The organism is Aminobacter sp. MDW-2, assembly GCF_014250155.1.
Classification (GTDB): domain Bacteria; phylum Pseudomonadota; class Alphaproteobacteria; order Rhizobiales; family Rhizobiaceae; genus Aminobacter; species Aminobacter ciceronei.
On record NZ_CP060197.1, the window covers coordinates 1,825,474 to 1,846,617 of the forward strand.

General features: G+C 64.5%; 21 protein-coding genes. 11 read left to right on the plus strand and 10 right to left on the minus strand.

The window, feature by feature from the left end; genetic code table 11:
- Positions 1-16: 16 nt before the first annotated feature.
- The 6 genes from H5P29_RS08950 (at position 17) to H5P29_RS08975 (ending at position 6,291) form a co-directional block, all read left to right on the plus strand.
- Entirely contained in the window at positions 17-1,159 is a 1,143-nt protein-coding gene (locus H5P29_RS08950; protein ID WP_154385664.1) for an ABC transporter substrate-binding protein, read from the plus strand.
- Positions 1,160-1,244: 85 nt separating this feature from the next.
- The gene (locus H5P29_RS08955) at positions 1,245-2,054 is read left to right on the plus strand and encodes an HAD family hydrolase (RefSeq protein WP_246670796.1); all 810 of its coding nucleotides are present in this window, start codon (positions 1,245-1,247) and stop codon (positions 2,052-2,054) included.
- Positions 2,051-2,905, plus strand: coding sequence for an inositol monophosphatase family protein (locus tag H5P29_RS08960; protein ID WP_154385663.1), 855 nt, complete (start codon positions 2,051-2,053; stop codon positions 2,903-2,905). Before H5P29_RS08955 ends, H5P29_RS08960 begins: the two co-directional genes overlap by 4 nt.
- 142 nt (positions 2,906-3,047) lie before the next feature.
- On the plus strand, positions 3,048-3,866 hold the full coding sequence (locus H5P29_RS08965; protein ID WP_154385662.1) for an inositol monophosphatase family protein: 819 nt from the start codon (positions 3,048-3,050) through the stop codon (positions 3,864-3,866).
- A gap of 35 nt (positions 3,867-3,901) precedes the next feature.
- A complete protein-coding gene (locus H5P29_RS08970; protein WP_154385661.1) occupies positions 3,902-4,534 on the plus strand; it encodes a dual specificity protein phosphatase in 633 nt (210 codons plus the stop codon).
- 29 nt (positions 4,535-4,563) lie between these two features.
- Positions 4,564-6,291, plus strand: a complete 1,728-nt coding sequence (locus H5P29_RS08975; RefSeq protein ID WP_154385660.1) for a metallophosphoesterase — start codon at positions 4,564-4,566, stop codon at positions 6,289-6,291.
- On the opposite strand, the gene H5P29_RS08980 is transcribed toward H5P29_RS08975, so the two are convergent.
- Together H5P29_RS08980 and H5P29_RS08985 are read right to left on the minus strand one after the other, a co-directional pair.
- Entirely contained in the window at positions 6,249-7,268 is a 1,020-nt protein-coding gene (locus tag H5P29_RS08980) for a substrate-binding domain-containing protein (RefSeq protein ID WP_154385659.1), read from the minus strand. The two genes, H5P29_RS08975 and H5P29_RS08980, sit on opposite strands and share 43 nt — an antisense overlap.
- Positions 7,269-7,421: 153 nt before the next feature.
- Positions 7,422-7,901: an NUDIX hydrolase gene (locus tag H5P29_RS08985; RefSeq protein WP_154385658.1), complete on the minus strand. Its 480-nt coding sequence runs from the start codon at positions 7,899-7,901 to the stop codon at positions 7,422-7,424.
- A 196-nt stretch (positions 7,902-8,097) separates the two neighbouring features.
- Between H5P29_RS08985 and H5P29_RS08990 the strand changes: the two genes are divergently transcribed.
- Genes H5P29_RS08990 through H5P29_RS09000 form a run of 3 tightly spaced genes read left to right on the plus strand, consistent with a single transcriptional unit; the run spans position 8,098 to position 12,452 of the window.
- Positions 8,098-9,123 carry an ABC transporter substrate-binding protein gene (locus H5P29_RS08990; RefSeq protein ID WP_154385657.1) on the plus strand — a complete coding sequence of 342 codons (1,026 nt, stop codon included), beginning with the start codon at positions 8,098-8,100 and terminating at the stop codon, positions 9,121-9,123.
- 3 nt (positions 9,124-9,126) lie between these two features.
- A complete protein-coding gene (locus H5P29_RS08995) occupies positions 9,127-11,382 on the plus strand; it encodes an iron ABC transporter permease (protein ID WP_154385656.1) in 2,256 nt (751 codons plus the stop codon).
- Positions 11,382-12,452: an ABC transporter ATP-binding protein gene (locus H5P29_RS09000; protein WP_185910313.1), complete on the plus strand. Its 1,071-nt coding sequence runs from the start codon at positions 11,382-11,384 to the stop codon at positions 12,450-12,452. The genes H5P29_RS08995 and H5P29_RS09000 overlap by 1 nt, the downstream gene beginning before the upstream one ends.
- Before the next feature lie 93 nt (positions 12,453-12,545).
- Here the strand turns inward: H5P29_RS09000 and H5P29_RS09005 are convergent, their stop codons facing one another.
- From H5P29_RS09005 to H5P29_RS09040, 8 genes are all read right to left on the minus strand, one after another.
- On the minus strand, positions 12,546-12,983 hold the full coding sequence (locus tag H5P29_RS09005; RefSeq protein ID WP_154385654.1) for a YqaA family protein: 438 nt from the start codon (positions 12,981-12,983) through the stop codon (positions 12,546-12,548).
- Positions 12,984-12,993: 10 nt separating this feature from the next.
- Positions 12,994-13,389, minus strand: coding sequence for a Cu(I)-responsive transcriptional regulator (cueR, locus tag H5P29_RS09010; RefSeq protein ID WP_154385653.1), 396 nt, complete (start codon positions 13,387-13,389; stop codon positions 12,994-12,996).
- 166 nt (positions 13,390-13,555) lie between these two features.
- Positions 13,556-15,106, minus strand: a complete 1,551-nt coding sequence (locus H5P29_RS09015) for a multicopper oxidase family protein (protein ID WP_154385652.1) — start codon at positions 15,104-15,106, stop codon at positions 13,556-13,558.
- Positions 15,107-15,176: 70 nt separating this feature from the next.
- Positions 15,177-15,611, minus strand: coding sequence for a hypothetical protein (locus tag H5P29_RS09020; protein WP_154385651.1), 435 nt, complete (start codon positions 15,609-15,611; stop codon positions 15,177-15,179).
- 41 nt (positions 15,612-15,652) lie between these two features.
- On the minus strand, positions 15,653-16,672 hold the full coding sequence (locus tag H5P29_RS09025) for a 2Fe-2S iron-sulfur cluster-binding protein (protein ID WP_371818622.1): 1,020 nt from the start codon (positions 16,670-16,672) through the stop codon (positions 15,653-15,655).
- Positions 16,669-16,932 (minus strand): glutaredoxin, encoded by a 264-nt coding sequence (locus H5P29_RS09030; RefSeq protein WP_154385649.1) that lies wholly within the window; start codon positions 16,930-16,932, stop codon positions 16,669-16,671. The genes H5P29_RS09025 and H5P29_RS09030 overlap by 4 nt, the downstream gene beginning before the upstream one ends.
- A 110-nt stretch (positions 16,933-17,042) precedes the next feature.
- Complete coding sequence (locus H5P29_RS09035) at positions 17,043-19,565, minus strand: heavy metal translocating P-type ATPase (RefSeq protein WP_154385648.1); 2,523 nt, start codon at positions 19,563-19,565, stop codon at positions 17,043-17,045.
- A 63-nt stretch (positions 19,566-19,628) separates the two neighbouring features.
- Positions 19,629-19,862, minus strand: a complete 234-nt coding sequence (locus H5P29_RS09040; RefSeq protein ID WP_154385647.1) for a hypothetical protein — start codon at positions 19,860-19,862, stop codon at positions 19,629-19,631.
- On the opposite strand from H5P29_RS09040, the gene H5P29_RS09045 reads away from it, so the two are divergent.
- Entirely contained in the window at positions 19,837-20,034 is a 198-nt protein-coding gene (locus H5P29_RS09045) for a heavy-metal-associated domain-containing protein (RefSeq protein ID WP_067957421.1), read from the plus strand. The genes H5P29_RS09040 and H5P29_RS09045 overlap by 26 nt on opposite strands.
- Positions 20,035-20,272: 238 nt before the next feature.
- Positions 20,273-21,118: a cytochrome c oxidase subunit II gene (locus H5P29_RS09050; protein WP_154385646.1), complete on the plus strand. Its 846-nt coding sequence runs from the start codon at positions 20,273-20,275 to the stop codon at positions 21,116-21,118.
- The last annotated feature ends 26 nt before the right edge of the window (positions 21,119-21,144 follow it).

The window sequence follows — 21,144 nt, forward strand, 5'->3', positions numbered from 1 at the left end:
TTTTGGGGAGGAAACGATGAAACCGGCATTTGGAACGAGCAGGAAAGTTGCACTGGCAACGACGGCGCTGGCCGGGCTGATGACGGCCATGGTGATGGCGTCGGCTCCGGCGCGCGCGGAAACCTTTGACCTCAACGCGCTGGTCGAGGCGGCGAAGAAGGAAGCGCCGATCAATATCTATGACAGCACCGGCAAGATCGTCGAAATGGCCGAGAACTTCACCGCCAAATACGGAGTGAAGGCAACCGGCATCAAGGTGTCGGCGAGCGCGCAGCTCGAGATGATCGTGCGCGAGGGCCAGGCCAAGAACGTCAAGGGCGACGTGGTGCTGATTACCGACGCGCCAGCCGGCCTGGCGCAGTTGCTGCCGCAGAAATTCGTCGAGAGCTACCTGCCGCCTGACATGGCCGACAAGATCCCGGTCAAGTTCCAGAACCCGCTGGCGATCACCACCAATGCCGCTGTCTGGGCCTACAACACCGAGGCCTACGATGCCTGCCCGGTGAAGAACATCTGGGAGCTCACCGATGCCACGTGGAAAGGCAAGGTCGCCTTCTACGATCCGCTGTCGAAGGGCACCTATCCCGACTGGTTCAACCAGACTGCGACGCATGACGACGACAAGATGAAGGCTGCCTACAAGGCGCATTTCGGCAAGGATATCGAGGTCGGCGAAGACAGTGCGACGGCTGCCTGGGTCAAGGGCTTTGCTGGCAATTCGCCGCTGCTTGCGGATGCCGACGACGCGATCTCCGAAGCTGTCGGCGCGCCCGGCCAAAAGGAACCGTTCTTTGGGCTGATGAGCTCGGCCAAGTTCCGCGACAATGCCGACAAGGGTTTCAAGCTCGGGCTCTGCGAAGGGCTCGATCCCTGGCCGGGCTGGACCTATGTCAAGCTCGGACTGATCGCCACCGGCACCAAGAGCCCGAACGCGGCCAAGCTGTTCATCCACTACATCCTGACCGCGGAGGGCATCGCGCCGCAGGTGAAGGACGGCAAGCTGCCGACCAACCCCGACATCGGCCTGCCTGCCGACGAGCCGTCGGGCATCGGCAAGGTGCTGGACAAGCTGCAGCAATACGACGCCTCGACCGCGCTCGAAGATTGGGACGCGCGCCAGGATTGGCAGGACCTCTGGCGCGTCGCCTACAAGAAATAGTTTCCCGGTGGGCTAGGGACGGGGCCCTTCTCCTTCGGCTCCGTCCCGCTTTTTTCCGCTTTCATCGGGAACAACTGGAGACGTGATGATGTCTGACAATTCGGGGCGAAAGCTCGCGCCACCCAGGGCATTGCTGCTCGACTTTGGCGGCGTGATCGTATCGACGACGCACCTGCCCGGCTGGCGGGAGCGGCTGGCCTTGCATGTGCATGGCCTGCTCGTCCAGGCCGGCGCGCAGGCGTCGGCACTTTCGGTCGAGCAGATCACCGCCGACATCAAGGCCGGCGGCATCGCCGACTCGCACTGGAAGGATGCGATGTCGCGACCACTTGCGCCGCGCGAGCTGCGCCACGAGGAGTTCTGGGGCGACTTCGTCGCCGGCGACTGGCCGCAGCAGGCGCGGGATGTCGTCGTGGCCGAGGCCTACGACCTCTGCCGCAAGATGGGCAACTGGAAGAGCGAGCGTGTCTTGCGCACCGGTATGCTCGACCTGCTCGACGCGACAGATCGCGCAGGCGTGCCGGTCGGCATCGTCAGCAACGCGCTGTGCGGCCAGGTGCATATCGATTTCCTCGATGTCCATGGCCTCACCGCGCGCTTCGCCGCCATCGTCCACAGCGACGAGGTCAAGCTGCGCAAGCCGAACCCCGAGATGATCTGGCTGGCGACACGTTCGCTCGGCATCGAGCCGGAGGCGGCGTGGTATGTCGGCGACAATTTCGACCGCGACGTGCTGTGCGGCAAACGCGCCGGCATCGGCGGCAACATCCTGATGGAAGCCAAAGGTACATACGACCTGCCTTATGACCTCAAGCTCAAGCCGGATGCCATCGTGGCGGATCCTGTCGGGCTGCTCGGCCTCTTCCGCGAAGCCGGGCGCGGGATCGCGGCATGACGAGCATAGAAGAGTCGAAGCGCCTGCGGACGGTTGCCGAACAGGCAGCACAGCTGATGCGCACCCCGCTGCTGGCGGCGTTCCGCTCCAACATGGCGGTCGACTACAAGGTCGATCTGCATGATGTGGTGACCCAATACGACAAGGAAGCGGAAGTGGCGATCCGCGCCTTCATCCTGGCCGAGGTGCCCGGTTCCGTGGTGATAGGCGAGGAGGCCGGCGAAAGCGGTGCCGGCCGGGTGCGCTGGTATGTCGATCCGATCGACGGCACCTCCAACTTCGCCCGTGGCTTTGCCTTCTGGTGTGTGTCGGTCGGCGTGGCGATTGACGGCGCGGTCGTTGCCGGCGCGGTCTATGATCCTGTCGCCGGGAACCTGTTTGCAGCCGATCTGACTGGCGCCTGGCTGAATGGCGAGCCACTGCGCTCGTGCGCCATATCTGACGAGCGACATGCGACGCTGATCACGGGCTATCCCGTGGCGCGCGACTTCCGGCGCGACGGGCAAGAGCAGACGCTGGCCAATTTCGCCGAACTGGTCGAGACGTTTTCGACGTTGCGGCGGCCGGGCAGCGGCGCGCTCAGCCTCTGCCATGTCGCTGCCGGCTGGGTCGATGCGTCAGCCGGCTTCGGCTCCAATCCCTGGGACGTGGCGGCAGCGGTGCTGATCCTCACACAGGCCGGCGGCAGCTATCACCCGCTGACCCTTGGCAAGGTCGATGCCGGCGTGCCCGCCTTCATGTGTCCCGGTTATGTCGCACTCGGGGAAGGTGCCGACTATCCGACGTTGATGCGGGTGGCGCGGCGCATCTCCGACGAACGCGATGCAGCCCGTGCGCGAGACGCCGCATGATCGATGGAACGCGTGTGCATCGATGTCAGATCACGGGCTTTCTGCGCCTCTGTCGACTGCAGAAATATTATCCAACTTAATGCGTTGACGATGTTGCACAGCTGTGCAATCTGACGTCAACCACACCACAGGCGGCATAGAAATGACGGTTCACGCAACAGCCACCACTGCAGAAACCGGCCTCGACCGGCGTGCAGCATTCTGCCGCGACATTGCGCGTTCGGCGGGCGCGGTGGCGCTCGATGGGTTCACCAATCGCGTGGCCGGTTTCGACATGAAGGGGCCGCAGGATTTCCTGACCGAGACGGACGCGGCTGTGGAGCGGCACCTCAAGGCGCGTATCGCCGAAGAATTCCCCGAGGACGGTTTCCTCGGCGAGGAAGGCGGCGGGGCGATCAAGGCGGACATCTGGGTTGTCGACCCGATCGACGGCACGGCGAATTTCGCCCGCGACATTCCGCATTTCTGCATTTCGATCGCGTTCGTCAGCAATGGCGAGACCGAGATCGGCGCGATCTACAACCCGGTGTTGGACGAGCTGTATTTCGCCCGCCGCGGACATGGCGGCACCCGCAATGGCAAGCCGTTGTCAGTTGCCAAGACGCGCGATTTCGATGCTGCCTGCGTCGAGTTCGGCTGGTCGAATCGCAAGACCAACACGCGTTATCTCGACGTGCTCTCCAACATCCTCGAGCGCGGCGCCAACGTCCGTCGCGGCGCCTCGGGCGCGTTGGGGCTCGCCTATGTCGCCGATGGCCGCTCGGATGCCTATGCCGAGCTCCACATGCATGCCTGGGATTGCCTGGCGGGGCTGCTGATGGTCAGGGAGGCCGGAGGCGTCGTCGCGCCGTTCCTTTCGGTCGGCGGCTTGACCGAGGGCGGGGCCGTTCTGGCTGCGGCGCCCGGCGTGGCGCTCGGCATGAGCGAGGCCACAGGCATCGCGCTCGAGGCCGGCAAGTGAGAGTCCCAGATACCCTCAAGCGTCAAGGCCGCCAGATGGACAGCAACAGCCCGCGATATGAGCGCCCGGCGCTCAGCCTGATCGAGCGTGACATCGCCGGCTACGGCATCGACATCTATGTCGGCGGTATGGACGGCGCGGGCGACCTCGAACTGCTCAGGGAAAAGAACATCACCACGGTGGTGAACTGCGCCGTCAATCTCGACTTCAACTACGCCACCGAGCCGTTCGGCGAAGGGGAGGCGGCTGACGCGATCTACGGCATCGGCGCCGTGCGCTACTACAAGCTCGGCCTGATCGATGGCCACGGCAATCCCGAGACCATGATGTTGTCGGGCTTCTACCTGCTGCGCGGAGCGCTGAGCCAGGTGCTGCCTGACAAGGCCACCTACAAGCGTCGCGAAAAAGGCAATGTGCTGGTCAACTGCCGTGGCGGCCGCAGCCGCTCGGTGTCGCTGGTGGCGCTGTTCCTGTATGTCGAGATGCCGGCCAAGTTCCCGACGCTGGATGCAGCGCTCGACCATGTGCGCACCCGGCGTGATTTGCGCCGCGACGAATGGCATGAAGCGCCCAAGCCGATGCTGGTCGAGGCCGCACGCAAGGCAGCGCAATGGATCGCCATGATTGACAAGGGCTTGCCTGCGCCGGCCCTGGCCTCCAAGGACTGACGGCGCGCTCGTTTTGCTGTGAGACTGACATGAAGATTGCCGTCATCGCCGACCCGCATTTCCACGACATCGACAATCGCCAGAGCGTGGGGCGTGGGGACAGGGTGGCGTTGCGGACGCTGGCCGACACCAATGCGTCGACGCGGGTGTTCAACGAAAGCTTCCATGCCACGCACGCACTGCTCGACGACATCGTCAGGCGCGGCATCTCGCTTGTCATCATCGCCGGCGACCTGACCGATGACGGCCAGCAGTCGACGATGGCCGCGGCGACGGCGCTGCTTGCCGAGTATTCCAGGCGCTTCGGCCTGCGCTTCGTGGCGACGCCCGGCAATCACGATCTCTATGCGATCCACGGCCGCCACCAGAGCAAGCGCTTCCTCAACCCGGACGGATCGCACATGCTGGTGACGAGCGATCCCTTGGCGGAGCAGGGCGGCTCGGTCGAGCGCATCGTCTCGGACGACATGTATTGCGGCGGGTATGGCGCAGCTATCCCGGCACTGGGTGATCTCGGCTTCTTCAGGCGCGACGGCGACCTTCATTGGGAATGCCCGTTCGGCACCGACGACAGGCTGGAGGCGCGGACCTTCGAGATCGTGTCCGGGGATGGGCAGACGATGCGGCGGATGATTGACGCCTCGTTCCTCGTCGAACCGGTCGAGGGGCTGTGGCTCTTGTCGATTGACGCCAATGTCTTCGAGCCGAAGAACGGCGACCTCGATCCGACGCTGGAGAAGAGTTACCACGACAGCACGGACGCCGGCTGGAACGCGATGCCGCGCAACAAAGGTTTTGTCCTCGACTGGATGAAGGACGTTGCTGCGCGCGCCGAAGCGTTGGGCAAACGGCTGGTCGCCTTCTCGCACTACCCTGTTATCGACCCGCTCAACGGTACCTGGGCGGACGAGGCGAGGCTGCTCAACGACACCAGTTTCCTGCGCCGCACGCCGCGGGCGGAGGTGTCGAAGGCGGCAGCTGCCACAGGCATCAACGTGCATTTCAGCGGCCACCTGCATATCAACGACACCGCCGTCTTCCGCGACGGCGACGACTGGCTGGTCAACATCGCCGTGCCGTCGATGGTCGGCTTTCCACCGGCCTACAAGGTCGTGGAGATGTCCGGCGAAAGACTTGAGGTCGAGACGGTGGTCGTCAGCGACGTGCCGTCATATGACATTGCCTTTGCCCTCTATCGTGTAGAGGCGGAGCAGGAGGGAACGTCGGCTGCTGTGACCGAAGCGACCGGCCATGCCGATTTCCTCAGCCGGCATCTCGCCGAGATGGTCAGGCACCGTTACCTGCCCAAGGAGTGGCCGCAGGACCTGGCTGCGCTCGTGCCGCAGCTTTGCCTCGGCGACCTGGAGATGCTGGCGAGGACCGTGGCGCCGCTGACTCCGAAAGATCTACCCTCGGTCGTTGCTTCGGTGTCCAGAACCGGACCGACGAAGCTGCAGGACTTGCCGTTCTTTGAGATGATCGTCGACTGGTACAGGCTGCGCAAGGGCCGCGAGCTGGCGCTCGACTTCATCGAGCCCGCGCGCATCGCGGTCTATCGTCATCTCGCCGCGCGTTTCGCCGCCGGCGCCTGGCCAGCGGGAAGCCTTCAGGACAGGCTGGCATCGTTCATGCGGATGCTGAGCGACTGGCTGGCCAGTGCCCCGTCACGCGACTTTTCCGTCGACCTCGCCACTGGCGAGGTGATGCCAAGGGATCATTTGGGCCGTACGGTCCGGCGCCAGACCGGGTCGGCGTGAAAGCTGACGCTGCCGCCACGCTGGCGCAGCGGATCCTCGCCGTCGAGCAGCATAGTGATGTGATCGGCCACCTGCATGATCGGTTGGCGGAAGGTGGTCAGCTGGTATGACGCCCAGCCTGCCTGCTCGATGTCGTCGAAACCGACGACGCAGAGTTCCTCCGGCACATTCATGCCGAACTCGACGCGTGCCGCATCCATGAAACCGCAGGCCAAAAGGTCGGTGACGCAGAAGGCGGCGTCCGGCCGGTGCGAGCCGCTGAGCAGAAGTCGTCCGGCCTCGAAACCTGCGCCGTAGCCGGTGGGGCCGGCGCGCGTGATGGTAACATCCAGCCCCGCTTCACCAGCGGCCGTCTCGAAGGCGCGCTCGCGCGCCACCAGGCTCGGCGTTCCGGCCTGCGACGACACCACGGCAATGCGCCGGCTGCCGGCACGGTGCAGCATGTGGAAGGCCTCGCGGGCGGCCGCCGCATTGTCGACGCTGATGTTTTCCGGCCCGTCGAGATGATCGTCGCGGTTGATCAGGATGACATGTTGGCCGCTGTTGAGGCAGGTGTTGATCAACGATGTCGGGGGCGTGCCCGACAGGACGACCGTCGCGTTGGCGCGGTAGTTCAGCGTCTGGCGCAGCGCTGCTTCGACGCTGTCTGTGTCGCCAGAGGTGTTGATGACCATGGCGACGCGGTTGATCGCCTGCAGGCGCCGGGTGATCGCGTCGATCAGGCGCGAATGGTAGGGCGTGTTGATGTCGGCGCCGATGAGGCAGACGATGCCGCTGTCCTCATGGATCAGGCTGCGGGCGAGGTGATTGACGTGGTAGCCGAGCGTTTCGGCGGCCTCGAGCACCTTCTTGCGCGTGGTTTCGGAGACGCTGGCGCCGTCGGTGAAGGTCCGGGACACGGCCGAGCGTGAAACGCCGGCCAATTCGGCGACCTGCTGTGCGCTTACGAATGACCTGCCCGGCTTGAGTTCGGACATCGGCGACTCCAGTTTGGGTCGGTCGTCGACCGCATTTGGCTGCTTGCACAAATGTGCAAGGACTGTTCCCCTGATACAATCGGATCGGGCAGTCTGCAATCCTGGAACCGGAATCTTGCAATGTCGGCGAGCCGAATTCCCCGCCGCCCGCTGTCAGGCGGCGACGGGTTCGGGCTGGAGGAGATCGGCGAGCGTGAGATTGCGGATCAGGGTCGACAGCTCGGGCTCGTCGATGAGCACGGCCGCGTCGGTTGGCGTCAGCCAGGCGCGTTGGCGGGCACCCGCTTCCTGCCAGGCTTCAAGCTCCTCGGTCACCTCGATAAGATAGGCCGTGACCACGACGTGGACGAAGCTGGTCGACAGCCGCTTCCAGTAGCAATAGCTGCCTGCGGGCTTTTTCAGGGCTTTGCCGCGCACGCCGGCCTCTTCGCGCGCCTCGATCAGCGCGGCCTGGCGTCCGCTCTTGCCCTTCATCGGCCAGCCTTTGGGGACGATGAAACGGCGCGTGCCGCGCGACGTCACAAGCATGACCTGAAGCTCGCCGCCCTCGTTCACGCGGAACGGGATAGCAGCGACCTGGGCAATGCGCTCGCCCTTGCTCGCCTTGCGGATGGTCTTCTTGTCCTTCGGCATTTTCGCCCGTTCATTCCTTTGTCGGTATGAAGCACTGTCGGCTTCGATTGTATCGCCTCGGCCCGTTAGGGTTCATGACGCTCAAGATAGTGCAATGAACACTATTGCAAAATGCGCAAAAAGCACTCACTCTGCAAGTGACCAAAGCGACAACAGATCGTTAGACGGCGAATAATTGTGTGGAGGGAATCGAGATATGAAAACTGCCCTTTTGCGTTCGGCCGCGCTGGCCGGGTTGATGATGGCCGGCGGCGCGTCGGCGCATGCTGAAAGCCTGACGCTCTATTGCAGCGCCGACGAGGCCTGGTGCCAGCAGATCAAGACCGGCTTCGAGGAAAAGACCGGCATCACCGTCGATATGACCCGCAAGAGCTCGGGCGAGACCTATGCCCAGGTGCGCGCCGAAGCGAGCAACCCCAAGGGCGACGTGTGGTGGGGCGGCACCGGCGACCCGCATCTGCAGGCAGCCGAGGAAAACCTGACCGAGGAATATGTCTCGCCGATGCGCGGCGAGTTGCACGACTGGGCGATCAAGCAGGCCGAGGCGGCCGGCAACAAGACGATCGGCGTCTACTCCGGCGCGCTTGGCTTCGGTTACAACAAGGACTTGCTCGCCAAGAACGGCTTGCGTGAGCCGAAGTGCTGGGCCGATCTGACCAAGCCCGAATTCAAGGGCCAGATCCAGATCGCCAACCCGAATTCGTCGGGCACCGCCTACACGACGCTGGCGACGATGGTGCAGCTGATGGGCGAGGATAAGGGCTTCGAGTTTATGAAAGCCCTGCACAAGAACGTCAACCAGTACACCAAGTCGGGCTCGGCGCCGATCAAGGCCGCCGGCCTCGGCGAGACCACCGTCGGCATCGTGTTCATGCATGATGCGGTGGCGCAGACGGCCGCTGGCTTCCCGATCGTGACGGTCGCCCCCTGCGAGGGCACCGGCTACGAGATCGGCTCGATGTCGATCATCAAGGGCGCGCGCAATGCTGAGGCGGCCAAGAAGTTCTACGACTGGGCGCTGTCCGCCGACATGCAGGGCAAGGCCAAGGACGTGAAGTCGTTCCAGCTGCCGTCGAACAAGGCGGCGACCGTCTCCGAGCTGACGCCTGATCTCTCGACGATCAAGCTGATCGACTACGACTTCAAGAAGTACGGCTCCAGCGAGGAGCGCAAGCGGCTGCTTGGCAAATGGGACACGGAGGTCTCCTCGCTGCCGCAATAATCCATGCGCTCCCGCGACGTAAGCGGCCGCCTGCATCCGACCGTCGTCCTCTGGACGGTGGTCGGATTGCTCGGCTTTGCCGTGCTGCCCTGGTATGGCGTCGAAGACGGGTTCTTCGGCTTTTCCTGGCTGTTCGAGGGTTATCCGCTCGACAGCGAGTTCGCACCGGTGCTGATCCTCAACCTCAAGGGTGAGAAGCTGTGGCTGGCGCCGCTCGGTCTGCTCCTGGCCGCGCCGCTGTTCTTGTGGGGGCGGACGAAATCCGATCCGATCTTCGGCAAGCTGCTGGTTGCGGTCGGTGCCGCGGGTTTTGCCTGGCTGCTGTTCCAGGGTTTCGCCATCGGCTTGCGGGGCTGGCAGTTCGGCTGGCTCGAAGGACTGTTCGGCGAGCTTGGCGATCGCCAGTTCGGCATGGGTTATGGCGCGCTGCTGGTCGGCCTCGCCTTCCTGTTCCTGTTTTCCGTCGGTCTTGCCGCGCGCGGCGCCGTCGGCGGCGACGTCTTCGTCGTCTCGACAATCGCTTTCGTGGTGGCGGCGGTCGGCCTTTTCATCTTCATGCCGATTCTGCAGATGCTGGCCAATGCGCTGGTCACCGAGGACGGCGGCTATTCGGTCACCACCTTCCTCGGAAAGCTGTTCAGTCCGCGGCTTTGGAGCCTCGACTGCCTGGCCGGCGGCAGCCGCTGCGGCGTCGCCTGGAACTCGCTGTTCCTCGCGGTGCTCGTCGGGGTGCTGACGACGGTGCTCGGCCTCGTCTTTGCGCTGATGGTGACCCGCACCGGCTTCCGCCATGGCAAGCTGCTGCGCGCACTGACGGTGCTGCCGATCATCACGCCGCCCTTCGTCATCGGCCTCGCCATCATCCTGCTCTTCGGCCTATCCGGTGCTGTCACGCAGACCTTTTCGGAGCTGTTTGGCATCCAGCCGACGCGCTGGATCTATGGCCTGCCGGGCCTGTTGATCGCGCAGCTGCTCGCCTTCACACCGATCGCCTTCCTGGTGCTTATCGGCGTCGTCGAAGGCGTCAGCCCGTCAATGGAGGAGGCGGCACAGACGCTGCGCGCCAATCGCTGGCAGACCTTCTGGACGGTGTCGCTGCCGCTGATGCGACCGGGCCTCGCCAATGCCTTCCTGCTCGGCTTCATCGAGAGCATGGCCGACTTCGGCAACCCGCTTGTGCTGGGCGGCAATTTCGACGTGCTGTCGACGGAAATCTTCTTCGCCATCGTCGGCGCGCAGAATGACGAGGCGCAGGCAGCGGTGCTCGCCATCGTGCTGCTCGTCTTCACGCTGCTTGCCTTTTACGCCCAGCGTTTCTGGCTCGGCAAGAAGTCGTATACGACGATGTCCGGAAAGGGCGATGCTGGCGTTCATCCGCAGCTGCCCGCGGGCCTCAAGCGCGCCGTCTACGCCACGGCTGGCTTCTGGGTCGCCTTCACCATCTTCGTCTACGCCACCATCTTCTACGGCAGCTTCGTCAAGCTGTGGGGCGTCGATCACAGCCTGACCTTCGCCCATTATGTGAAGGCATTCGCGGTGGGCTGGAACGAGTTCGGCATCCACTGGAAGGGCTCGGCCTGGAGCTCGTTCTGGACGACTTTGCAGATCGCCTTGATCTCGTCGCCGCTGACGGCGGCCGTCGGCCTGCTCACCGCCTATCTTCTGGTGCGGCAGAATTTTGCCGGCAAGAACGCTTTCGAGTTCGGCACCATGCTGTCCTTTGCCATTCCGGGCACCGTCATCGGTGTGAGCTATGTCATCGCCTTCAACGTGCCGCCGATCGAGCTGACCGGCACCGGCATCATCCTCGTTCTGTCCTTCATCTTCCGCAACATGCCGGTCGGCGTGCGGGCAGGGGTTGCGTCGATGTCGCAGATCGACAAGAGCCTGGACGAGTCATCGCTGACGCTGGGCGCCAATTCGTGGCAGACCTTCCGCAAGGTGGTGCTGCCGCTGCTCCGGCCGGCGATCGTCGCAGCACTCGTCTATTCCTTCGTGCGCGCCATGACGGCGATCAGCGCCATCATCTTCCTGGTCAGCGCCCGCTACGACATGTCGACGAGCTACATCGTCGGCCGTGTCGAAAACAACGAGTACGGTATCGCGATCGCCTATTCGGCGGTGCTGATCGGCGTCATGCTGGCGGTGGTCGGGCTGATGCAGCTGCTTGTCGGTCGCCGCAACATCGGTCGCCGTGGCCATGAACTCTCGCAGTCGCGCACCAATGTGAGCCAACCGGCATTTTCGGGAGGGAGCTGATGATCAAGAGCAACGCCGCTTCGGTGGAGTTTCGCGCGGTCACCAAGGTCTACGGCAAGAGCCCGGCGCCGGCGGTCAACGACGTGTCTTTGTTTGTCGAGGCAGGCAAACTGGTGACGCTGCTCGGCCCGTCCGGCTGCGGCAAGACGACGACTTTGCGCATGATCGCGGGGCTGGAAATGGCGACGCGCGGACAAATCCTTATCGGCGGGACCGACGTTACGCATCTGCCGGCGACCGACCGCGACGTGTCGATGGTGTTCCAGTCCTATGCACTGTTTCCGCATATGACGGTCAATGAGAACGTCGAATACGGGCTGAAATTCTCCGGCTTCGCCAAGCGGGAAATCGGCGATCGTGCCCGCGCCGGGCTCGAACTCGTCGGCCTCGGGGGGTATGGCAACCGTCTGCCGAGCGAGCTGTCCGGCGGCCAGCAGCAGCGCGTCGCCGTGGCGCGGGCGCTTGTGCTGGAGCCGCAGGTGCTGCTGTTCGACGAGCCACTGTCCAATCTTGATGCCAAGCTCAGGCGCCGGGTACGCGAGGAAATCCGCGACATCCAGACCAAGCTCGGCCTGACGGTAGTCTACGTCACCCATGACCAGGAGGAGGCCTTGGCCGTCTCCGACCGCATCATCGTCATGAACAATGCCGTCATCGCCCAGGACGGCACGCCGCGCGAACTCTACGACGCGCCGGCGGATGCCTTCGTCGCCGACTTCATCGGCGAGGCCAATATCTTCGATTGCGATATCGCCTCGGTAGAAGGTGAGCTTGCCACTGTGCGGCTAGGCGGTTTCGAAACGCAGCTCGACGCGCGCGGCATGCGGCCGGGGCCGGCGAAGCTGGCGGTGCGGCCAAGCCGGATCCAGATCCGGGCGGTGGGCGCGCCGAGCACCATTCCCGGGAGGCTCGATAAGGTCACCTATGTCGGCTCCGACCTCGAGTTCATGATCGGCACCGAGTTCGGCGAGGTCTTTGCCGTGTCGCCCGACGTCGATGCGCCGTTCGTGCCGGGGCAGGACGTTGGCGTGGGGTTCGCCGCACGGGGACCGGTGTTGATCAGGGCCTGAGGTTGCCTGTTGCACCGAAGCGCTTCGCTTGAACACAGTTGCCATGCCGTGACCAAGACCTTGCCTCAGGAGACCAGTCTAGACGGGTTGGTCTCAGATGAAACTCTGCGCTGCCGCCGCCACTGCGAGGTAGCGCAGCAGCTTGGCGGCCCCGACCAACCCCAGAAAACTCCACAACGGCTCTTTCAGCATGCCGGCGATCAAGGTCAGCGGGTCGCCGATAACAGGCACCCAGGAGAGCAGCAGCGACCAGCGGCCGTAGCGGTGGTACCAGGCCTCGGCGCGGGCGAGAGCGCCCGGACTGGCGGGAAACCAGCGGCGGTCCTTGAAGCGCTCGACCTGGCGGCCGAGCAACCAGTTGACGAGCGAACCGAGCGCGTTGCCGAGGGTGGCGACGGCGATCAGCAGGGCGAGCGAGTAGCCGCCATTGACGACCAGCCCGGCGAGCAGGGCTTCGGACTGGGCGGGCAAAAGCGTCGCGGCGGCGAAGGCCGCGACGAAGAGGCCGCCATAGGCGGCGAGGCTGGTCATCGAAAGCCGGCTACTGGGTGACGCGGCCGGACAGGCCGTCGATGATCGGGCAGTCCGGGCGGCTGTCGCCATGGCAGTTATGCACGAGGTGGCGCAGCGTGTTGCGCAGCTCGGTCAGCTCGGCGAGCTTGCGGTCGATCTCGGTAAGCTTGGTCTCGGCAAGGGCCTTGACGTCAGCACTTTCGCGCTCCTTGTCGCCATAAAGCGACAACAGCTGGCGGCATTCCTCGACCGAAAAGCCGAGGCTGCGCGAGCGCTGCAGGAAACGCAGGCGGTGCACGTCCGACATCGAATAATCGCGATAGCCGTTGTCGGCGCGGTCGGGGCGCAACAGGCCGATGTCCTCGTAATAGCGGATGGTCTTGGCCGGCAGGCCCGACTTTTCCGAAGCGGTACCAATGTTCATCTGTCACTCCTTGCGCATCCTGGAGCGGCCTTGTGCGTCCATCCGGATGCACCGCGCTCGAGAGCGAGTTGTTGTCATATAAAGCTTCCAGTAACTGGAAGTTCAAGGGGCTGGCGAAATCGTGATGGGCCGGGGCAGCTGATGCCGCCCCGACCCACTTTCAGGCTCAGTCGGCGTAGGCCATCGACGTCATCATGCCGCCAACCATGTGGTAGAGATGGTGGCAATGCAGCGCCCATTTGCCGGCATTGTCGGCGTCGAAGGCGATGGTCACCATACCCATGTTGGCCGGCACCAGCACCGTGTCACGCACCGCGCCGGCAAAACGCTTGCCGTTGACGGCGACCACCTGGAAATGGTGGCCGTGCAGATGCATCGGGTGCGACATCGTGGTGTGGTTCATGAAGGTCAGCTCGAAACGGTCGCCGCTCGCCACCGCCAGCGGCTTGTCCTGGCCGTGCATGGCGCCATCGAGCGTCCAGACATAGTTGGGGCCTTCGCCGAGCATCATCGTGTGCTTGCGAGTTGCTGCCTTCTCGGACAGCGGCTTGGTGGCACGCAGCCTTTGCTCAAGGTTGACGCCCACGGCGGGGAAATCCTCGTCGGCCATGTCGGCAAGCTTGCCGACCGACGCGCCCTTGGCGGCGAGCACGACACCGGTGCGCATGCGGCCACCTTCCTGCACGGCGAAGACCGGCCAGGCAGAGGCTTCCTTCGGCAGTTCGAGCAGGATGTCGAGTCGCTGGGCGACGGCGAACTCGAAGCGCGTGCCTTCAACCGGTTCGACCGGCATGCCGTCGACCGCAAAGAGTTTGCCCTGGAGCTTGCCGAGGTCGAGCCACATGTTGGTCGAGGCGGCGCCGTTGATGAGGCGCAGCCTGACACGTCCGCCTGGCTCGACGGAGAATATTTCTGGGTTGTCGAGGGTGCGATCGTTGGCCAGAAGCGCGTCGTACTGCACGTCCTGCAGGTGGGACATGCCGCCCATCTGGCCGGCCGCCTGGCCACTCATCTGCATGGCGCCCATCGCGCCATGGTCCATCGTGTCGTGGCTTGTCTGGCCGCTGGGCATCGCCGTGCCGGACATGTTGTGGCCCTCGTGGCCGCCGCCGGCTGCTGGCGCGGGTGCGGGAGCGGGCGCCATGGCGCTCATGTCGTGGCCGCCCGCCTTGAGTTCGGCGAGGATCTCCTGCGGGTCGCGGAAGGTGAAGTCGTGGAACAGAACCACCACCTCCTGCACGTCCTGGCCTGCTTCGTCAGGGTCGCGAACGATCAGCGGAGCTGCGAGCATCAACTGCTCCTGAAGGCCGAAATGTGAATGCATCCAGAAGGTGCCAGGGCGGGCGAGGGGGAAGTCGTAGTCGTGGCTGCCGCCGTCGGGGATCGGCTCCTGCGAGATGTCGGCGACACCGTCCTGCTGCCATGGCGGGGTGAGGCCGTGCCAATGGATGACGGTCGGCTCGCCGATGAGGTTCTTCAACCGGACGCGGAAGTTTTCGCCGGCATTCATGACGATGCCGGAAGAGCCGTCGGCTTGATGAAGGCCGAAGACATTGGCGGCCTTGCCCTTGACCTCGATGACGCGCTTGCCGGCGGTGATGACCTTGTGGCCGTCGGCACGGGCCGGGCGGACCGGCATGAGCAGGGACGGGACTGCGGCAGCACAAAGCGTTGCCGCTGATGCCGCGAGGAAGCCGCGGCGCGAAAGGGTGTTCATTTCATTGTCTCCAAACTGATGTCTCCCGGCACGGGAATGTGCCGGGGCGTGCGCGTCCAAACGCGTCAGTTCAGGAGAGGGACGGTGGCCGGAGATGCGGCGAGGCGATCGATCCGTGGAGCGGTTCGGTTCTGGCCGGAGCCGGCGAAATGCCTGTCAGGTCGGGGAAGGCCGTCGCCATAGGCAACGGCGCGCAATAGCTGCACGAGACGAGGCACTGCGCCAGGCATGCCTTCTCGTCCTGCGTGAGGTCGCCACAGCAGGCAATGTCAGCCTTGGCATGATGCGATACGCTCTGGGCAGCATGTGGCTGATGCTGGCTGCCGCCCTGATGCGCGGAAGCTGCCTGGCCTAGCGCGAGGACAAACAGCAGCGCCAGCGGCAACATCAGCCGCAGGATCTTGAACGCCTTGGCCCTGCCGTCGTCCATGACGGCAATGCGCGCGCCAATCTGCCCGCGCCGGTTGGCGAGGAAAGGGCGGGTTGTGTCTGCGATGTGCCGCATGGATTGCATATCCTATCAATGGGGATTGCACCCCTGCAAGGTCAAGCGCCGTTGTTGTCGCTGCCCTCGGGGGTGAAGAAGACGTCGGCGTGAATGTCGAAGGCATGCACCCCAAGCGCTCCAAGTGCCGCCAAACAGGAATCGACCATCGCAGGCGGTCCGGCGACATAGGCCTTGGCGCCGTTGAGGTCGCTGTGGTCCTGTGCCAGCGCATCGGCGACGAAGCCGTTACGCCAGCCATCGGATGCGGTCTGGGACAGCACCGGCATGAAGCTCAGGTTGCGAAACTGTCTTTCCAGCGCACGGAAATGCTCGACCAGATAGAGGTCACGCTCGGCGCGGACGCCGAAATAGACATGGATCGGCTGGGCCATGCCCTGATGCAGTGCCGTCTCGACGATCGACTTGATCGGCGCAAGGCCGCTGCCGCCGGCAAGGGCGACGATCGGGCCTGAATGCACCTCGCGGAGATAGGCGGAACCGGCCGGGCCATCTATCTGGACGGTGTCGCCCGCAGCAAGCGAAGCGTGGATCCGGCCGCTGGTCAGGCCGCCCGGCACGGCCCTGACATGCAGCTCGACAAGCTCCTCGTTCGGCCGGCTGGCCATCGAATAGTTGCGCGCCGGTGCACCCGGCACCGCCAGCGACAGATATTGGCCGGCGGCGAAGCGGAAGCTTGTACGATCGGCGAGCGCGAGGCGGATCGAAAGGATGTCGTGCGTCATGCGCTCGATGGCGACCACCTCGGCCTTCTGTGCCTCTGCCGGCTGAGCAGCGAAGGCTTCGGCCAGCCATTCGACGACGACGTCGTCGCTCGGCACTGCACGGCAGGCAAGGATGAAGCCGTCGGCGCGGTCCTGTTCGGAGAGCGCGAAGGGCGAGTGTTTGCCGAGCTCGACATGGCCTGAGACCAGGCGCGACTTGCAGGCGCCACAGCGGCCGGAACGGCAGCTGTGGGGGTAGGCGATGCCGGCATCGAGCGCTGCCTGCAGGATCGTCTTGCTATCGCCGACCGCGATGCGGCGGCCCGGTTGGGGCAGGGTCAGGTAGGTCATGGTCATGCCGCCCGTGTCAGGTCGAGCAGCGCCGCTATCTCGGCGCGCTGGGTCGGGAAGGTGCCGAAGAAGACGTGCTTGCCGTCGATAATGGTGATCGGTGCGACCCGCACGCCGGTGCGGCGCTTGGCTTCGTCGGCGATTTCAGGGTTGCGCAGATCGCGCTCGACGAAAGGCAGGTTCTCAGCGTTGAGCCAGCGCTTCAGCGCCAGGCAGTCGGGGCAGGTGGGCGTGGTGTAGATCTCGATCCAGGGAGCGTTCGGCATGGTGGCCTCGCGTGATTGAGGGGTTGGGAAGAAGCGGCCTGCTTCATTGCGCGAGCGTGCCGCCGGAAGGTTCCGGTCGCACGCGCCCCCAAGCAGGCCGCTGGACTGACTTATTCGGCCGGGACCAACGACGGTGCGCCGGATACGGTGGTAGCACGGGCCGGAGCCTTGAAGCGCTTCAGCCGCATCGCGTTGCCCAGCACGAAGACGCTCGACATTGCCATCGCGCCCGCCGCCAGCATCGGCGACAGCAGCGTGCCGCTGACCGGGTAGAGCACGCCCGCCGCGACCGGGATGAGAGCGGCGTTGTAGGCGAACGCCCAGAACAGGTTCTGCCTGATGTTGGCAATCGTCGCCTTCGACAGGGCGATGGCGTTGGTCACGCCGAGCAAGTCGCCCGACATCAGCACCACGTCGGCGCTTTCGATCGCAACGTCAGTGCCGGTGCCGATGGCGATGCCGACATCGGCCTCGGCGAGCGCCGGCGCATCGTTGATGCCGTCGCCGACAAAGGTCACTGCCCGGCCACCGGCACGCAGGCGCTTGACGGCGTCGACCTTGCCGTCGGGCAGAACCTCGGCGACGACCTCGTCGATGCCGAGCTGGGCGGCGATGGCTTCGGCCGTGCGACGGTTGTCGCCGGTGATCATCGCCACCTTCAAGCCCAAGTCGTGCAGGGCGCGGATCGCCTGCGGCGTCGTCGGTTTGATCGGGTCGGAGACCGCAATCACCGCAGCCAGCTTGCCGTCGACCGCCGCATAGAGCGGGGTCTTGGCCTTGAGCCCCATGCGGATCGCCGTCTCGGCGAAGCCCTGCACCGAGATGCCGAGCTTGGCCATGTAGCGGTCGGCGCCGACGGCGACGTGGTGGGTGCCGACGCTGGCACTGACGCCGAAGCCGGGCACCGCCTCGAAGGAACCAACCTCGGCCAGAACAAGGCCTTCATCCTTGGCCGCTGCGACGATGGCTGCCGCAACCGGATGCTCCGACTGGGACTCGACGGCTGCCACCAGCGCCAGCACCTTGGTGCGGTTGAAACCTTGGGCGACGTCCAGATCGGTCATGACAGGCTTGCCGGCGGTTAGTGTACCGGTCTTGTCGAGCGCTACGACCTCGGTCGATTTCAGCGACTGCAGCGCCTCGCCGTTGCGGAACAGGACGCCGAGTTCGGCGGCGCGGCCGGTGCCGACCATGATCGAGGTCGGCGTGGCGAGACCCATGGCACAGGGGCAGGCGATGATCAGGACGGCAACGGCGTTGACCAGCGCGAAGGTGGCGGCCGGCTGGGGGCCGAAGACCAGCCAGACGAGGAAGGTCGCAGCCGCTGCCACCATCACGGCAGGCACGAACCAGGCGGTGACCTTGTCGACCATTGCCTGGATCGGCAGCTTCGAGCCCTGGGCCGTTTCGACCATGCGGATGATCTGGGCCAGCAGCGTGTCGGCACCGACCTTGGTGGCGCGGTAGGTGAAGCTACCGGTCTTGTTGATCGTGCCGCCGACGACCTCCGCACCCTCGCCCTTGCTGACGGGAATGGGTTCGCCCGAAATCATCGATTCGTCGACGAAGGACGAGCCTGAAAGCACGATGCCGTCGACCGGAACCTTGTCGCCGGGACGCACCTGGACGACGTCGCCGAAGACAACCTCATCGAGCGGGACGTCGACGAAGCTGCCGTTGCGCTCGATACGCGCCGACTTCGCCTGGAGGCCCACAAGCCGCTTGATCGCCTCGGAGGTGCGGCCCTTGGCCTTGGCCTCGAGCACGCGACCGAGCAGGATCAGCGTGACGATGACGGCCGACGCTTCGTAATAGACGTTGGCGGTGCCGGCCGGCAGCAGGCCCGACGCAAAGGTGGCGACGACCGAATAGGCCCATGCGGCGGTGGAGCCGAGCACGACCAGCGAATTCATGTCTGGTGCCAAGCGCAGCAGTGCCGGCACACCCTTCCTGTAGAAGCGCAGGCCGGGACCGAACTGGACGATGGTCGCCAGCACGAAGAAGGCGATGTAGAGCTGCTGCTGGGGGACGTTCATCATCAACCAGTGGTGCAGCGCCGGGATGGCATGCCGGCCCATCTCCAGCACGAAGATCGGCAGGGTGAGGGTGGCGGCGACGGCGAAGTCGCGCTTGAGGTGGGAGAACTCGCGATTGCGCGCCTCTTCGCGGCTGTCGCTGCTGGCGGCCGCGACCGACGGGTCGGTCCGGCGCGGCTCGTAGCCGGCCTTGCGGATGGCGGCGTCGATGGCCGAGCGGGCGGTGCCGCCCAGCGTCTCGATAGTGGCGCGTTCGGTGGCAAGATTGACTGAAGCCGTCGTCACGCCGGGCACTGCGGCGATGGCCTTTTCGACCCGACGCACGCAGGAGGCACAGGTCATGCCCTCGATCTCGACTGCGATCGTCTCGGCCGGCACGTCGTAGCCGGCATTGCGGATCGCGGCGATGACGCCGTCGGAATTGACGTCGGCGTCGAAGCTCACATCGGCGCTTTCGGTGGCGAGGTTGACCGATGCCGTGACGACGCCGGGGACAGCCGCAATCGCCTTCTCGACGCGGCGCACGCAGGACGCGCAGGTCATGCCCTCGATCGGGAAGCTTTGTCTTGTCGTTGCCAGGTTCAAGGGAGCGTTCATCGGTGCGGACCTCTAGTTAATCACTTTCGGCCCAGAGGTCTAAGGGTTCCAGCGTTGGGAAGGTCAATAGAACTTTTTGCGATTATCGTCGATTTGGTCAACATGCTGAAAATACTGAACTTTCCTGATGGAGAGTGCCGGATCTTCCGGGTTTTCGCGCAATCCCAAGCTGGTAACATATCCGTGATCGACAAATCGATTGACCTTCCTGTAGCTGGAAACACCAGATTGCAGGAACGGCGCGATGCCGGCCCAACCAAGGATTTCTTGAATGCTGAAGATGAATGTTCCCGACATGACCTGCGGTCATTGCGCCGGCATGGTGACCAAGGCCGTGCAGAGCGTGGACGCTGCCGCCCGCATCGACATCGACCTGAAGGCGCAAACCGTCTCGATCGAAACTGCGGCGGATGCCGCCAAGGTGGCCCAGGCGCTCGACGCCGCCGGCTATCCGGCCCAGGCTGTCTGAAGCCTGCCTTCCGGAAGGGCGGCGCGACCGGGGGCGGTGCGCCGCCCGCTTGGTTTGACTTCGCCTTCGACAGCATAAACCTTGCCGCGCAAGAGTTTCCGCAGCCACAAGTGGCCGCGCGAACATGACGCAACCTGCAACCGCCCTCATCCCCTAGTATTTCCGCGCCAAATCAAGCTATGATGCGGCTGGCCTTCCTCAAGGGACAGCGTCCCCTGGAATGCCGGGAGGACAGAGGATGGCCATAGCGCTCGTACTCGTTCTTGTTGTCATTGGCTCGGTGCTGTTCCACGTGCTGAGCCCTTGGTGGTGGACGCCGATAGCCTCCAACTGGGGCTACATCGACAGCACTCTCGTTGCGACCTTCTGGATCACCGGCGCCGTCTTCTCGGCGGTCGTTCTGTTCATGGCCTATTGCGTCTATCGCTTCCGCCACAAGGAAGGGCAGAAGGCCGCCTACGAGCCTGAAAGCAAGAAGCTCGAATCCTGGCTGACAGCGATCACTGCCATTGGCGTGGCGGCGATGTTGGCGCCTGGTCTCTATGTCTGGAAGCAATTCGTCACCGTGCCCAAGGATGCGACCGAGGTCGAGGTCGTTGCCCAGCAATGGCAGTGGAGCTTCCGGCTGCCCGGCGCCGACGGCAAGCTCGGCACCTCCAATGCCCGCCTTGTCAGCTCCGACAATCCGCTCGGCATCAATCCCGACGACCCGAACGGCCAGGACGACATCGTGGTCGAGGCCGCCGACCTGCATCTGCCGATCGACAAGCCAGTCAAGATGCTGTTGCGCTCTATCGACGTGCTGCATGATTTCTACGTGCCCGAGTTCCGCGCCAAGATGGATATGGTGCCGGGCATGGTCACCTATTTCTGGTTTACCCCGACACGGACGGGAACCTTCGAGGTGCTGTGCGCGGAACTCTGCGGCACCGGGCACGGCTTCATGCGCGGCATAGTCATGGTCGACACCGCGCAGGACTACACGACATGGCTGCAGCAGCAGTCGACCTTTGCCCAGTTGAGCGGCCCCGCAAAGGTTGGCGTGCTGGTCGACCGGGGCAAAGTCACGGCCAGCATGGAATAGGAGACACGGCGCGACCGCTCGAAGGC

What these genes read in the sequence shown, in the direction of transcription:
- H5P29_RS08950 (WP_154385664.1), top strand. Translation starts at nt 17, where the DNA reads ATGAAACCGGCATTTGGAACGAGCAGGAAAGTTGCACTGGCAACGACG.
- H5P29_RS08955 (WP_246670796.1), top strand. Translation starts at nt 1,245, where the DNA reads ATGATGTCTGACAATTCGGGGCGAAAGCTCGCGCCACCCAGGGCATTG.
- H5P29_RS08960 (WP_154385663.1), top strand. Translation starts at nt 2,051, where the DNA reads ATGACGAGCATAGAAGAGTCGAAGCGCCTGCGGACGGTTGCCGAACAG.
- H5P29_RS08965 (WP_154385662.1), top strand. Translation starts at nt 3,048, where the DNA reads ATGACGGTTCACGCAACAGCCACCACTGCAGAAACCGGCCTCGACCGG.
- H5P29_RS08970 (WP_154385661.1), top strand. Translation starts at nt 3,902, where the DNA reads ATGGACAGCAACAGCCCGCGATATGAGCGCCCGGCGCTCAGCCTGATC.
- H5P29_RS08975 (WP_154385660.1), top strand. Translation starts at nt 4,564, where the DNA reads ATGAAGATTGCCGTCATCGCCGACCCGCATTTCCACGACATCGACAAT.
- H5P29_RS08980 (WP_154385659.1), bottom strand. Translation starts at nt 7,268, where the DNA reads ATGTCCGAACTCAAGCCGGGCAGGTCATTCGTAAGCGCACAGCAGGTC.
- H5P29_RS08985 (WP_154385658.1), bottom strand. Translation starts at nt 7,901, where the DNA reads ATGCCGAAGGACAAGAAGACCATCCGCAAGGCGAGCAAGGGCGAGCGC.
- H5P29_RS08990 (WP_154385657.1), top strand. Translation starts at nt 8,098, where the DNA reads ATGAAAACTGCCCTTTTGCGTTCGGCCGCGCTGGCCGGGTTGATGATG.
- H5P29_RS08995 (WP_154385656.1), top strand. Translation starts at nt 9,127, where the DNA reads ATGCGCTCCCGCGACGTAAGCGGCCGCCTGCATCCGACCGTCGTCCTC.
- H5P29_RS09000 (WP_185910313.1), top strand. Translation starts at nt 11,382, where the DNA reads ATGATCAAGAGCAACGCCGCTTCGGTGGAGTTTCGCGCGGTCACCAAG.
- H5P29_RS09005 (WP_154385654.1), bottom strand. Translation starts at nt 12,983, where the DNA reads ATGACCAGCCTCGCCGCCTATGGCGGCCTCTTCGTCGCGGCCTTCGCC.
- cueR (WP_154385653.1), bottom strand. Translation starts at nt 13,389, where the DNA reads ATGAACATTGGTACCGCTTCGGAAAAGTCGGGCCTGCCGGCCAAGACC.
- H5P29_RS09015 (WP_154385652.1), bottom strand. Translation starts at nt 15,106, where the DNA reads ATGAACACCCTTTCGCGCCGCGGCTTCCTCGCGGCATCAGCGGCAACG.
- H5P29_RS09020 (WP_154385651.1), bottom strand. Translation starts at nt 15,611, where the DNA reads ATGCGGCACATCGCAGACACAACCCGCCCTTTCCTCGCCAACCGGCGC.
- H5P29_RS09025 (WP_371818622.1), bottom strand. Translation starts at nt 16,672, where the DNA reads ATGACCATGACCTACCTGACCCTGCCCCAACCGGGCCGCCGCATCGCG.
- H5P29_RS09030 (WP_154385649.1), bottom strand. Translation starts at nt 16,932, where the DNA reads ATGCCGAACGCTCCCTGGATCGAGATCTACACCACGCCCACCTGCCCC.
- H5P29_RS09035 (WP_154385648.1), bottom strand. Translation starts at nt 19,565, where the DNA reads ATGAACGCTCCCTTGAACCTGGCAACGACAAGACAAAGCTTCCCGATC.
- H5P29_RS09045 (WP_067957421.1), top strand. Translation starts at nt 19,837, where the DNA reads ATGCTGAAGATGAATGTTCCCGACATGACCTGCGGTCATTGCGCCGGC.
- H5P29_RS09040 (WP_154385647.1), bottom strand. Translation starts at nt 19,862, where the DNA reads ATGTCGGGAACATTCATCTTCAGCATTCAAGAAATCCTTGGTTGGGCC.
- H5P29_RS09050 (WP_154385646.1), top strand. Translation starts at nt 20,273, where the DNA reads ATGGCCATAGCGCTCGTACTCGTTCTTGTTGTCATTGGCTCGGTGCTG.